This window comes from Arthrobacter sp. CDRTa11, assembly GCF_026427775.1.
In the GTDB taxonomy this organism is placed as follows: Bacteria; Actinomycetota; Actinomycetes; order Actinomycetales; family Micrococcaceae; genus Arthrobacter.
The window spans coordinates 1901702-1915465 of the sequence record NZ_CP044532.1 but is presented as its reverse complement, the minus strand read 5'-3'; the positions used below and the strand labels follow the sequence as shown (position 1 = coordinate 1915465).

Here is a 13764-nt window from a genome sequence, read left to right as displayed (position 1 = left end):
CCTACTTCAGGAAATCGGGGACATCCAGGTCATCGGAGTGCTGACCGGAAAGATCGGGCTCTACCACTGAGGGAAGGTCGACGTCGAAGCCTGAGTCCGCCGGGACTGCGGACTGGCGCTGCTGGCCCCAATTGCTCAGTCCCGAAGCGCCAATACCGGCGTGGACGGGCTGTACATTCATCTGGTGGCTGCCGCCTGCCGAGGGTGCCTGGACAGGGGCAGGAGCAGCCGACGGCGCGGCAGGGCGCTGCGGGGCAACCTGGGGCTGGGACTGGTCCATGGAGGGCGAGGTGGCCTTGACGTCGTCGAAACCGGCCGCGATGACTGTCACGCGGGCCTCGTCGCCGAGGGCATCGTCGATAACAGCGCCGAAGATGATGTTTGCCTCCGGGTGGGCCACTTCCTGAACGAGGCGGGCCGCTTCGTTGATCTCAAAGAGGCCAAGATCCGAACCACCCTGGATGGAAAGCAGCACGCCGTGGGCGCCGTCGATCGAGGCTTCCAGCAGCGGTGAGGCGATGGCCAGTTCCGCGGCCTTCACGGCCCGGTCCTCGCCCCGCGCCGAACCGATGCCCATCAGGGCCGAGCCCGCACCCTGCATGACCGACTTGACGTCCGCAAAGTCAAGGTTGATCAGGCCGGGCGTGGTGATGAGGTCCGTGATGCCCTGGACACCGGACAGCAGGACCTGGTCCGCGGAACGGAAGGCATCGAGCACGGAGACGTTGCGGTCGCTGATGGACAGCAGCCGGTCGTTTGGAATGACGATCAGGGTATCCACTTCGTCGCGGAGGGCGTCAATGCCCGCCTCGGCGGAGCCGGCGCGGCGGCGGCCTTCGAAAGTGAACGGCCTGGTGACCACACCGATGGTCAGCGCACCGAGGGACCGGGCGATGCGCGCCACCACGGGGGCACCGCCGGTGCCGGTTCCGCCACCTTCACCGGCAGTCACGAACACCATGTCCGCGCCACGGATGACCTCTTCGATCTCGTCAGCGTGATCCTCTGCCGCCTGCTTGCCCACTTCAGGGTTGGCACCGGCACCCAGCCCGCGCGTCAGCTCACGCCCGACGTCAAGCTTGACGTCCGCATCACTCATCAGCAGGGCCTGCGCGTCCGTGTTGATGGCGATGAATTCAACGCCTCGAAGGCCCACCTCGATCATGCGGTTGACTGCGTTCACGCCACCGCCGCCGATGCCGACGACCTTGATGACGGCCAAGTAATTCTGCGGAGCTGCCACGTTACGTGTCCCTTGTTCGTGTTCTGTTGCGAAAACTGATGGAGTCGAGCTTGAAGCCTGGAACCTTAACCTTCGAGTTGAAGGTTATAGTTATGTCAAGTAACTCATGTCTGTGACGCTATTTCCTCTGGTTCCGACATTCAATGACCGGCGCCGCGTGTCGTGGGAATACCGGGGAAATAGGGTGATTCAGCGTGTTACGGGGTGCCGCGGCACGCTGACGTCGTACACGCGCACGGGGTTCTTGGGATCTGCCGGAGCCTTCAGGAGCGCTTCAAGGACCTTTGCCTTGAGTTCCCTCTCCCCCGCGTTGCCCCAGACGATGGTCTGGCCATCAACGAGCTTGAGTTCCACGGCGTCCACGGACTGCGCAGAGGCGTTCGACAGCTTTGCCAGGACATCCGGAGGAAGGGCGCCCAGGACGGCCGCAGTTGCCTGGAACAGATCCTTGCCGATGGCTCCGGCCCCGCCGTCGATCACGGGCAGGGAAACAGATGAAGGATCGTCCGTGGCAGCCAGTTGCACGCCCTCAACGTCCACCAGTTGGTACTGTTCCCCCTGCTTTACCAGGGCAACAGGTGCCCGCTCCAGCACCTTTACCACCAGTTCCGACGGCGGCCGCGCCTCACTGGAGACCGACTTGACCTGGACCAGCGGTCCCAGGAGCCGCGTCACCTCTTCGTCACTGATTTGCGGAAGCGGCCTGCCCCGCAGCGGCTCCAGTGCGGTCTTAACCTGCGCTTCAGTCAGGATTTTTGTTCCCGAAACAGTGATGGTGCCAACAGCCAGTACCGGCGAAAAAATGGCGACCGCCAGGAGTCCGGCGACCATGGCCGCGGTGATGCAGGCTGCGATAACGATGTTTCGCTTGAGCCGCCGTCCCCGGGGCTCGGGAAAGGCCAGCACATTGCCGCCGGGCACGGGCTCACGGTCCTTCCGCTTCTTCCGGCCGGTGGGCTCCGCAGGTTCTGGATCCGGCACGCTCTTGGACGCAGTGATGACAATGGGCTCTTCGTGGGGAGCTGCCGGCCGGCGCCCCGTCCCGGTGTAGGTGGGGCGGCGGGAACTAGCCATCCAGGGCCTCAACGATCCGTGGTCCGAAGGCCGTGACGTCGCCCGCTCCGGCTGTCAGCACAATGTCGCCGTCGGAGGCTGCTGCCGTAATGGCCGCCACGGCCTCACCGCTGGCGACGAGCCTGCCGCCCGGATTCAGGTGCCGCGCAATCAGATCGCTGCTGACCCCGGGAATGGGGTCCTCGCGGGCGGGGTAAATGTCCAGCACCAGGGCGGTGTCGGCCTGGTTCAGGGCGTCAGCGAACTCGGCGGCGAATTCCCTGGTGCGCGAAAAAAGGTGGGGCTGGAAAAGGACGTGGACCTTGTGGTTGCCCGCCACGGACCTGGCAGCAGCCAGGGCGGCGCGGACCTCTGTGGGATGGTGGGCGTAGTCGTCAAAGACCCGGACTCCGCGGGCTTCGCCCTTGAGCTCAAAACGCCTCGATGCGCCCGAAAAGTTGGCCAGTGCCCGGGCGGCAGCGTCCGGATCAACCCCCAGTTCAAGGGCAACAGCAAAAGCAGCGGCCGCGTTCAGTGCGTTATGCCGGCCCGGAACCTGGAGCTCGAGGCCGAAACGCCCCGACGGCGAGGACACTGCCACGTCCCCGGGGCCGCCGTCGTGGAGCACCAGGTTGGAGCGGTCAGAGGTGCCGTACAGAACCACGCGGGTGTTTCCACGCGCCTGTGTACGGTCAGCGAGGGCGAGGGCACCGGCGTCGTCGGCACAGGCAATCAGCACGCCGTCGGACGGAAGCAGCGCGGTGAACCGGTCGAAGGATTCGTAGACAGCTTCGGCGGTGCCGTAGTGGTCCAGGTGGTCAGGTTCGACGTTGGTGACCACAGCAATCCGCGGCCGGTAGTTCAGGAAGGAGCCGTCCGACTCGTCAGCTTCGGCAACAAACACCCCGGAGGTTCCATGGGCGGCGTTGACGCCCAGCGCAGGAACGTTGGCGCCGATGGCGAACGACGGATCCAGCCCGGCACCCTGCAGCAGGACGGTGATCATCGACGTCGTCGTGGACTTGCCGTGGGTACCGGCTACGGTGACCACCAGGTCGCCGCCCATGGTGGCGGCAAGCGCCTCTGAACGGTGCAGCACCGGCAGCCCTGCCGCGCGCGCGGCAACCAGTTCCGGGTTGTCCTCCCGGATCGCGGATCCGGCAACTACGGTCTGCGCATCGCCGACGTTTTCCGCGGAGTATCCCACTGAGATGGTGGCGCCGGCCGCGGCCAGATCGGCCATGACCGGAAGGTCCTTGGCGTCCGAGCCACTCACGGGCACTCCGCGGGCAACCATGATGCGTGCGACGGCGGACATGCCCACCCCGCCGATGCCGATGAAATGGACTCTGCCCAGGGACTCCTGGCTGGGGATATTGAGGGAGGTCATGCGGCTACCGCTTCCAGGACAAGACCAGCCATGCGCTGATCGGCGTTTCTGATGCCAAGACGGCGGGAGTTGGCCGCCATCGTTTCCAAACGGGCGCTGTCGGTAACCAGCGGAATGAGTTCCGTGCGGACCCACTCGGGGGTAAAGCTGCCGTCCTTGACCAGCAGGGCGCCGCCCGCGTCCACAACCCCGGCGGCATTGAGCGCCTGTTCCCCGTTGCCGATGGGCAGGGGCACGAAAACGGCGGGAACCCCCACAGCCGCCACTTCGCAAACCGTGGCCGCCCCTGACCGTGCGAGCAGCACGTCCGCCGCAGCGTAGACAAGTTCCATGCCGTCCACATACTCAAGCTGCCGGTATCCGTCGGCGGCGAGCGGTTCTCCGTCGGGACCCGTGACCGACTTGCCGCGGCCGGTGATGTGCAGCGTCTGGATCCCGGCGGATGCCAGGTCCTGGACAGTAGCGGCAATGGTGCGGTTGATGCTCTGGGCGCCGGAAGATCCACCCGTGACCACCAGGGTTGGCTTGGCGGCATCCAGGGCCAGCGCCGCGCGGGCAGCAGCGCGTGCGGCTGCCCTGTCCAGGCCGGAGATCTGCACGCGCATGGGCATTCCCACGTGGCGGGCATGGGGCAGCCGAGTGGACTCAAAGGCGACTGCGACGTGCCGGGTCATCAGGGCGCCCAGCCGGTTGGCCAGGCCGGGCCTGGTGTTGGCCTCATGGATCACAATGGGGATCCTCCGGCGCCGCGCTGCCAGGTACATGGGAGTGCAGACATAACCCCCAACGCCCACCAAGACGTCCGCGGAGGCTTCGTCCAGGATTCGGCCTGCCTGGCTCACGGCTCCGGCCAGCCGGACAGGCAGCCGCACCAGGTCCAGGGAGGGCCGTCGGGGAAACGGGACGCGATCGATAGTGGCCAGCTCAACGCCTGCGGCGGGAACCAGCGCGGTCTCCATGCCCGACGGCGTGCCCACGGCCAGGAGCCTCGCCTCCGGGGCAGCCGCGCGAAGCGCCGCGGCAATCGCCAGGAGGGGGCTGATATGGCCGGCGGTTCCGCCGCCCGCAAGGACAATGGAAAGGTTCTTGGAAGTCATCTGGTGCTAGGTACGCTTTCTTGCGGTTTTCTTGGTGCCGGTTGTTTCGCGGCGTTTTCTGGAGCCAAACTTCAGCATCCGTTTGGGGCGCATCGCAGGGGCCATCTGCTCCCGGGCGAGGGATAACACCACGCCCACGGCACACAATGACATCAGCAGTGCGGAACCGCCGTAGGAGATGAAAGGCAACGGCACGCCGATCACGGGCATCAGTCCCGTGACGACGGACATATTGACGGTGGCCTGCCCGAGCAGCCACACCATGATGGTGCCGGCCAGGACCCGGTGGAACATGGCCTCCTGCGCCACCACTACCCGGTAGATGGCAGCGCCGAGGATGGCGAAAAGGATCAGGACGACGACGGTGCCCACGAGTCCGAGTTCCTCACCGATGATGGCAAAAATGAAGTCGTTGTGGGCTTCGGGGATCCAGCTGTACTTCTGCCGGCTTTGGCCCAGGCCAACGCCAAACCAGCCGCCGGAGGCCAGCCCGTAGAGCCCGTGGGTGGCCTGGTAGTTGGCATCAACTCCATCGGCGCAGGACTGGCCCGTCCACCAGGACGTGATGCGGCAGACCCGGTTCGAACTGGAGATGGCCATGACGGCGGTTCCGGCGGCGGCGGCAATGGCGGCAAATCCGAAAAGATACAGAGGTACGCCTGCAAAGAAGAGCGCAGCGGCCGTGATCATCATAATGATCATGGCAGTGCCGAGGTCATTGCCAAGCAAAACAAGGCCGATCACCGCCCCCGCCAAGGGGACGGCGGGGATCAGTGCGTGCTGCCAGCGGCGAAGCAGCTTCCCCTTAACAGAGAGGACAGTGGCCATCCAGAGTGCCAGTGCAAGCTTGGAGGCCTCCGAGGGCTGAAACGTGATGCCGCCGAGGTCGATCCAGTTCTTGTTGCCATTGACCTCGTCACCAATCACCTGGACCAGGACCAGGAGAACCAGCGCCACCCCCAGCCCCGGCCACGCCAGGCGCTTGAGCCAGACCACGTTAATCCGGGAGAGCACGAACATGGTGAAGATTCCGATGGCCGCGAACATCCCCTGCTTCAGGGCATCACCGTACGGTGATTTCCCCGCGGCGATTGACTCCACGCTGGATGCGGAGAGCACCATCATGATGCCGATGGCCGTCAGTGCCAGGGTGGAGCCCAGGATGAGGTAGTACGTGGATCCGTTCCGGGACGTGCCCGTGCCTTCCAGCGCTGACCAGAAACCGCGGTACCAGCCCCGGATCCTGGCAGGCAGCGGACGTTTTGGCGTGAAGGACGAGGCCGGGGACCGGGTGGGCGTGCTGGCCATTTTTACTCCTCGCCGGTCTTGGCCTGTCCTTCCACCAGCTCGCGGACAGCTTCGATGAAGGCGTCGCCTCGGTGAGCATAGGAGGAGAACTGATCCATGGATGCAGCTGCCGGAGCCATCAGCACAGTGTCGCCTGCTGCGGCCACCTGCGCCGCCGACGCGACGGCCCGGAACATTACTGCCTCGCCGGAATCAGAAGGGCTTCCTGCGATGGTTCCGCCCGTTGCGGCAGTCTGCATATTCTCAGTGTCGCCCTCCCCCGCCGGGATCACGGGGACATCCGGTGCGTGTCGCCGGAGCGCCTCGGCCAGGGGTGCGGTGTCACTGCCAATCAGCACTACGGCCTTGAGCCTGGAGGCATGGTCACGGACAAGATCGTCGTAACTGACACCCTTGGACAGGCCCCCGGCAATCCAGACCACGTTCTCGAACGTGGCCAGCGATGCCGCAGCCGCGTGTGGGTTGGTGGCCTTGGAATCGTTCACCCAGAGCACGCCGTCCTGTCGGGCAACGGGCTGGATGCGGTGGTTACCCGGCACGTAGTCCTGGATTCCCCGGCGTACGGCTTTGGCCTCCACACCGTAGGCGCGTACCAGGGCGGCTGCGGCCAGGGCGTTGGCCACCATGTGGCGTGGGGCGAAGGGCCCCAGATCTGCCATGGACGCCAGTTCGGCTGCGCTGTCCTTCCGCTCTTCGATGAAGGCGCGGTCCACCAGCAGCCCTTCCACCACGCCGAGCATGCTGATGGCCGGAGTAAGGGTAGTAAAGCCCACTGCGCGGCAGCCTTCCATGACGTCGGCGTTTTCCACCATCCGCTCGGTTTCAATCTGCTCCGCGTTGTAGATGCACGCCTTCTGGGTTCCCGCGTAAACCTTTGCCTTGTCCGCGAGGTAGGACGTGTACGAGCCGTGCCAGTCCACGTGGTCTTCGGCCACGTTCAGGCAGACGCTGGCCACAGGTGAGAGCGACTCGGACCAGTGGAGCTGGAAGCTGGAAAGCTCAACGGCGAAAACATCGTAGTCGACGGGGTCACGGAGGGCATCCAGGATGGGCGTGCCTACGTTCCCCACGGCAATGGCTTTCAGGCCGGCTGCCTGGAGCATGGCCTCGGTGAGGCCCACGGTGGTGGTCTTGCCGTTGGTGCCCGTGATGGTCAGCCAGTCGGCGGTCTTGCGTCCCGCGCGCTCCCGAAGGCGCCAGGCCAGTTCGACGTCGCCCCAGACCGGAATATGGCCGCGTGCGGCGGCTGCCAACAACGCCTGGTCGGGCCGCCAGCCGGGCGAGGTAACGATGAGCTCCGGCAAGGCGCCGTCGATCCTGGGGATGCTCCGCACGGCGGCTTCTCCCAGGAGGACGTCCACGGCCCCGACAATCTTCAGCGTGTCCGCCTGGGCTTTTGCTTTGTCGCTGGTGGCGGCGTCAACCACCACCACCCGGGCACCAAGCTCTATCAGCGTGTCCGCCGCGGCGAAGCCGGAAACACCGATGCCGGTGACAACAACGCGTAAACCCGCCCAGTCCGAGTCCCAGCTGACGAGGCCTGCGAGGCGGGGGGAAACAGTCACAGCAGCACAACCCATTCAGCGTAGAAAACTCCCAGGCCCATGGCCACACAGAGCCCGCCCAGGATCCAGAACCGGACAACGACCGTCACTTCAGCCCAGCCCTTGAGCTCGAAGTGATGCTGGAGCGGTGCCATTTTGAAGAAGCGCTTGCCACCTGTGGCTTTGAAGTAGCCAACCTGGATCAGCACGGACAACGTGATCAGCACAAAAAGGCCGCCGATGGCACCCAGGAGCAGCTCGGTCCGGGACAGGATCGCGAACCCGGCGATGGCACCGCCAATGGCGAGGGAGCCAGTGTCGCCCATAAAGATCTTGGCGGGCGACGTGTTCCACCAGAGGAAGCCCACCAGGGCAGCGCTCATGATGGCCGCCAGCAGAGCAAGGTCAAGGGGATCGCGGACCATGTAGCAGCCGCTTCCAGCTTCCCGGGGTGATCCGCAGGCCTGGTTGTTTTGCCAGATACCCATCAGCGTGTACGCCCCGAACACCATGATGGAAGCCCCGGCCGCCAGGCCGTCAAGGCCGTCAGTGAGGTTCACGCCATTGGTGGCAGCTGTCACGATCAGGTTCGACCACAGGACAAAGAGGATGGCGCCCACCACGGTCCCGGCGAAGGCCAGGTCCAACCACGGCAGGTCGCGGACCAGGGAAACCTTGGTGGAGGCTGGAGTGAGGCCGTCTTCGTCAGGGAAATTCAGGGCCAGGACGGCAAAGATGACGCCCACGGCGCCCTGGCCGAAAAGCTTGGCCTTGACATTGAGGCCAAGGCTTCGCTGGCGGGAGATCTTGATGTAGTCGTCCAGGAAACCCACCAGGCCCATCCCCACCATAAGGAACAGCAGGATCAGGGCAGATGCGGACGGACCGGCGGACTCCGGGTTCATCATCCACATGATCAGGTGGGTCAGCCCGTAGCTGAGCAGCACGGCAGCCACCACCACGGTTCCGCCCATGGTGGGGGTCCCGCGTTTGGTGTGGTGTGAGGTTGGTCCGTCATCCCGGATGAACTGTCCGTAGCTCCTGCGGACGAGCAGGCGGATAAACAACGGGGTTCCCACCAGGGCGCACAGCAGGGCCAGTCCGGCGCCGATAAGAAGTGCAATCACAGCTGCTCGCTCCTTTCATGGGCAGGTACCGGGGGGTGTGGGGGTAATGCTATCCGATCGCCCAAATGGCGCAGTCCAACGCTGTTGGAGGACTTGAAGAGCACCAGGTCGCCCGGTGCAAGTTCGGCATTGAGCAGTTCATAAGCCTCATCGGCGGTCTCAGCGAACAGGCATTCATCGCCCCAGGAGCCTTCCTGGACGGCGGAAACATACAAGGCACGCGCCTCACGGCCTACCACCAGCAGCCTGGAGATGTTCAGCCGCACCACCTGGGTGCCCACGGCAGTGTGCTCCCGGATGGAATCGGGCCCCAGTTCCAGCATGGCGCCCAGGACTGCCCAGGTACGGCGGCCGCGGCCCAGGTCAGCCAGGGTGCGGAGCGCCGCGCGCATGGATTCCGGGTTGGCGTTGTACGCATCGTTGATGACCGTAACGCCGTCGGGGCGTTCAGTGCGTTCCATCCGCCAGCGGCTCGCCGCCGCCTGCGTGCTCAGTGAGGTTGCGATATCGCGGCCGGGAACTCCCGCGGCAAATGCTGCGGCCGCGGCTGCAAGCAGGTTGCCCAGATGGTGGGCACCGATGAGCCGGCTGCTGACGTGCAGGCCGGGGTCACCGCTGGGAAGTACGAGATCGAATTCCGGATTGCCTGCGGTGTTGGTGTCCGGAGAAGCGGCAAGTACAGCACCGTCGCTGTGGCCGTTGGCCGTGAAGCCCAGGACAGCGGCGCTGGTGCGCGAACGCATGGCCGCCACCCGGTCGTCGTCGAGGTTGACGATGGCGGTGCCGGTGGCAGAGAGCGCTTCCAGCAGTTCCCCCTTGGCCCGGGCGATGTTGTCCACCCCGCCGAACTCACCGGCATGGGCTGTTCCGACCCCAAGGACCACACCGATGTCCGGTTTCACCATGTCGGCCAGGTAACGGATGTGTCCGATTCCGGTGGCTCCCATTTCAATCACCAGGAAGCGGGTGCTGGAATCGGCGCGGAATACCGTCAGCGGCACACCCACTTCACCGTTGTACGAGCCTTGCGGCGCAACGGTGGTTCCCTGCTGTTCCAGGATTCCGGCGAGCAGGTCTTTCGTGGTGGTTTTGCCGGCGGAGCCGGTGATTCCGATGACCGTCAGGTCTTCGCCTTCGGCCTGCCTGGCGGCACGGATCCGGCGTACCGCCTCCGCGGCCAACTCCCCCATGGCCAGGACTGCGTCCTTGACCACCACGGCCGGATAAGCGGTTCCCTCCGGGTGCGCCACAGGGCGCTCGGCAAGTACCAGTGACGCGCCCCTGTCGAAGGCAGCCCCGATGAAGTCGTGGCCGTCGGCGTGTTCACCCGGCTTCGCAACGTAGAGCGATCCCGTTGTTGCCTCGCGCGAATCCGTGACCACCGAGAGGGGTGTGATGCCGGGATCGGCGTCCAGGCGGCCGTGTGTGATTTCGGCGATTTCCGCCGCAGTAAATGCAATCATCTCGGTTTAGGACTCTATCCGGTCGTCTTGGAGAACGGTGAATCCCCTGGCTGTCAAGGCATTCCGAAGCTCCACCCGGTCATCAAGTGCCAGGTTGACACCCTTGACTTCCTGCCAGACCTCATGGCCCCGGCCTGCAACCAGGATGGTGTCCCGGGCATCCGCGAGTTCCACAGCATGCCGGATGGCTGCGTCGCGCGGGTACACCTCCACAATGCTGCATTCCAGCGAGTCCTGTTCCTGGGCTGCCCTGGCCCCGGCCAGAACGTCTGCCCTGATGGCTGCTGCGTCCTCGTCGTGGGGGTCGTCGTCTGTGACGATAACTGTGTCCGCGAGCCGTGCCGCCACGGCTCCCATGGCCGGGCGCTTACCCTCATCCCGCTGCCCGGTGGCGCCAAACACTACAATCAGCTTCGCTCCCGGGACCGGTGGCCGTACTGCCTCCAGGGCACGCGCCAGCGCGTCAGTGTTGTGGGCAAAATCCACCACGGCTGCCGGCTCTTCCGAGACCAGCTGCATCCGTCCGGGGACCGCCACAGTGAAAGGATCATGACTGTCCAGGGCCGACTGAACCACGTCGGGGGCCACCCCGCTGGTCAGTACCATCACCAGAGCAAGGGCAGCATTGGCAACATTGAAGCTGCCGGGCAGGCCGGTGTGCACGTTCACTGACACACCATCGGGGCCCTGCAGTGTGAAGTCGGTTCCCAGGCCGCGGGCAGTGGTGTGGGTGACCACCCAGTCCGCCTCACCGGACGAAGTCGTGGCGAGCGTGGTGACGGGCACGTCAGCCGTATCGGCAAGCCGGCGTCCCCATGAGTCATCGACAGTCACCACTGCTGCCCGGGCACGGGAAGCAGTGAAAAGCGCGGCCTTGGTGTTGAAGTATTCATCCATGGTTCCGTGCAGGTCCAGGTGGTCCTGGGTCAGGTTGGTGAAGCCTGCAACGTCGAAAACAACACCATCCACGCGCTGGAAGGAAACGGCGTGCGAGGAGACCTCCATCGAAGCGGCATCCAGCCCCCGCTCCCGCATCAGGGCCAGCAGCCCGTGGAGGTCGGTTGATTCGGGGGTGGTCAGCAGGCTGGGAATCGCTTCGCCGCCTGCCAGAATCTCTATGGTCCCGATCAGGCCGGTCTTCAGGCCCAGCGAACGCAGCAGCGCATTGATGAAGTACGTGGTGGTGGTCTTGCCATTTGTGCCCGTGACGCCGAACAGCCGGAAACTCCCCTCGGCTGAAGTATGGCTTTGGTAGATCAGGGCAGAAAGTGGCCCAACAACGTTCCGGGGCCGGTCCACCACCAGCACGGGTACGGCAGTTTCTGCCGACAGCGCCAGCGTGCGCGCCCCGGCGTCGTCAGTCAGGACCGCCACTGCCCCGGCGGCAATGGCCTGTTCCGCGAAATCCACGCCATGACGGGCAGCGCCCGGCAGGGCGACGTACAGGTCACCCGGTTCCACCGTCCGGGAGTTCAGCGAGATTCCGGTGACGTCGACGGCGGCGGTATGGCCGGGAACGGGTACCCCTATTGCTTCACCAATGGCGTCCAGGCGGACCGCGGCTACCGTTTCCGGGCGGAAGCGGCCGTTGGCCGATCCCCCGGCCTGGGCAGGGTCGGGGCCGGGTACATGGTGCTCTGACAAGGGATCTCCGATGGTGCTAGTGGATCATGCCCGCGGCGAATTGCTTCGTTCGCGGGCGCTGCTGGGTACTGCTGGCTGCTGCCGCTATTTTGCGTACTGCGGCAGCCTGGCGGGTTCACCTGTGGACGGCTGAACGTTGTAGCTCCGCAGCGCCTGGCTCATGACCGAGCGGAAGACAGGACCCTGCGTGATGCCGTAGATGCTGCCCTTGGGCCGCTGCAGTACCACCTCCACAATAAACCGAGGATCATCCATGGGTGCCATGCCCACGATCGAGGCGGTGTAACCGCAGAAACCGGATTTGCCGTCGTCGCACGGTGATTCAGACGTTCCGGTCTTGGCGCCTACGCGGTAACCGTCAATGGCGGCGTCCTTGATCTGGCCTTCCGTAACGGCACTTTCGAGGATGTCCTGGACCTGCTGTGCAGTGTTGTCCGACACCACCTGCCGGGACGGCTTCGGCTCCACCTTTTCCTCAGTACCGTCCGGGGCTACGTAAGCGTCAATAAGGCGCGGCTGGAGCATGACGCCGTTGTTGGCCACCGCCTGGAACGCGCGCACCGTCTGGAGCGTGGATTGTGACACACCCTGTCCGAACAGGACCGTGTACTCCTGCCGGCCATCCCACTGGTCCGCAGGCGTCAGAATTCCCGAAGCTGTGGCTGGCAGCCCGATATCAGGCGCCTCGCCGATACCGAACTTCTGCAGCCAGTCGTGGCGCTGATCCTTGGTCAGGCGCTGCCCGGCCATCACCGTTCCGGTGTTCATTGACCAGCCGAGGATGCCGGCCAGAGTCCGCTCCTCGGTCCCGTGCGCAAACGAATCACTGAAGGTCTGGCCATCCACCGTGTAGGACGGCGGGAGGGTAAAGGTGTCCAGGGGACTGGACTTTCCTTCCTCGATCAGTGCTGCGGCGGTAATCATTTTCTCCACCGACCCCGGTTCGTAGGCTGCCGTCACTGACCGCACGCCCCTGTCCTTCGCAGCGACCCTGCCGGGATCGTTGGGATCCGGGGAATTCGTGTCGGCCATGGCGATGAGGTCGCCCGTCTTGGCATCCATCACGATGATGACACCCCATTCAGCTCCCAGCTTGTCCGACTGGCTTTGGATGGCCTGCTGGGCAAAATACTGGAGGTCGGAATTAAGGGTGAGCTTGACGTCTTTACCGTCCTGCGGCGGCGTCAGTTCATCGACGCCCACGGGGATCCGGAGACCGTCCGCTCCGATTTCGAAGAGCCGCTTGCCGTCCGTCCCCCTCAGGATTTCATCCTGGGTCTGCTCAATTCCAGCCTGGCCCGTGGAGCCGTCCTGGAGGAAGCCGATAATCCCGCCTGCAACGGAGCCATTCGGGTAGACGCGTTTGCTGACGCCTTCAGTAACGATGCCCGGTACCTGAAGCTTTGAAACCACGTCTTCCATGTCGGGCTTAAGGTCTTTGGCGATGATGTGATACTTCGAGTCGCCCGTCACGGCATTCCTGAGTTCGTCGATGTCCATCCCCAGGACGGCGGCCAATTCCTTGATGGCTTGATCGCGGGTGACGTCCTCCAGTTTGTCCTGGCCTTCAACGAGGCGCTTGAACTTCTCCGTTTTAGTGTTCACCGTCTGGTCCACCACCACGTTGTAGCGGATGACACTGTTGGCGAGGACTGTGCCGCCGGAGTCAAGGATGCTGCCACGTTCAGCCGGAAGGACTGTTGCCCGCATTCGCTTGTCCAGTGCGGCCTCGGCCATTCCCCCGACGTCCAGGCCCTGGACCAGGAAAAGTTTTCCACCCACCACCAGCAGGAGCGTCAGCATGATCCCCAGGCCCAGCCGCAATCGCCGCCTGGCGTTAGGCACCTTGCCGCTCGTCGCCTTGCCGGTCCTTTGCGCCACCCTTAGTTCCTTGC

General features: G+C 64.7%; 10 protein-coding genes. All 10 read right to left on the bottom strand.

Annotation, left to right across the window (positions count from 1 at the left end; genetic code table 11):
• Position 1: 1 nt before the first annotated feature.
• The gene (gene ftsZ, locus F8G81_RS08725) at positions 2-1243 is read right to left on the bottom strand and encodes a cell division protein FtsZ (protein WP_267278590.1); all 1242 of its coding nucleotides are present in this window, start codon (positions 1241-1243) and stop codon (positions 2-4) included.
• A gap of 189 nt (positions 1244-1432) precedes the next feature.
• A complete protein-coding gene (locus F8G81_RS08720; RefSeq protein WP_267278589.1) occupies positions 1433-2317 on the bottom strand; it encodes a cell division protein FtsQ/DivIB in 885 nt (294 codons plus the stop codon).
• Positions 2310-3686 (bottom strand): UDP-N-acetylmuramate--L-alanine ligase, encoded by a 1377-nt coding sequence (gene murC, locus F8G81_RS08715; protein ID WP_267278588.1) that lies wholly within the window; start codon positions 3684-3686, stop codon positions 2310-2312. The genes F8G81_RS08720 and murC overlap by 8 nt, the downstream gene beginning before the upstream one ends.
• Positions 3683-4783: an undecaprenyldiphospho-muramoylpentapeptide beta-N-acetylglucosaminyltransferase gene (murG, locus tag F8G81_RS08710; protein ID WP_267278587.1), complete on the bottom strand. Its 1101-nt coding sequence runs from the start codon at positions 4781-4783 to the stop codon at positions 3683-3685. Before murG ends, murC begins: the two co-directional genes overlap by 4 nt.
• A gap of 6 nt (positions 4784-4789) precedes the next feature.
• Positions 4790-6091: a putative lipid II flippase FtsW gene (ftsW, locus tag F8G81_RS08705; RefSeq protein ID WP_267278586.1), complete on the bottom strand. Its 1302-nt coding sequence runs from the start codon at positions 6089-6091 to the stop codon at positions 4790-4792.
• Between the two features lie 2 nt (positions 6092-6093).
• Positions 6094-7671, bottom strand: coding sequence for a UDP-N-acetylmuramoyl-L-alanine--D-glutamate ligase (gene murD / locus F8G81_RS08700; RefSeq protein ID WP_267278585.1), 1578 nt, complete (start codon positions 7669-7671; stop codon positions 6094-6096).
• Positions 7653-8762: a phospho-N-acetylmuramoyl-pentapeptide-transferase gene (gene mraY / locus F8G81_RS08695; RefSeq protein WP_267278584.1), complete on the bottom strand. Its 1110-nt coding sequence runs from the start codon at positions 8760-8762 to the stop codon at positions 7653-7655. Before mraY ends, murD begins: the two co-directional genes overlap by 19 nt.
• Complete coding sequence (locus tag F8G81_RS08690) at positions 8759-10225, bottom strand: UDP-N-acetylmuramoyl-tripeptide--D-alanyl-D-alanine ligase (protein WP_267278583.1); 1467 nt, start codon at positions 10223-10225, stop codon at positions 8759-8761. The genes mraY and F8G81_RS08690 overlap by 4 nt, the downstream gene beginning before the upstream one ends.
• A gap of 6 nt (positions 10226-10231) precedes the next feature.
• Positions 10232-11869, bottom strand: a complete 1638-nt coding sequence (locus F8G81_RS08685; protein WP_416377118.1) for a UDP-N-acetylmuramoyl-L-alanyl-D-glutamate--2,6-diaminopimelate ligase — start codon at positions 11867-11869, stop codon at positions 10232-10234.
• Between the two features lie 84 nt (positions 11870-11953).
• Positions 11954-13750, bottom strand: a complete 1797-nt coding sequence (locus F8G81_RS08680; RefSeq protein WP_267278582.1) for a peptidoglycan D,D-transpeptidase FtsI family protein — start codon at positions 13748-13750, stop codon at positions 11954-11956.
• Positions 13751-13764 lie beyond the last annotated feature (14 nt).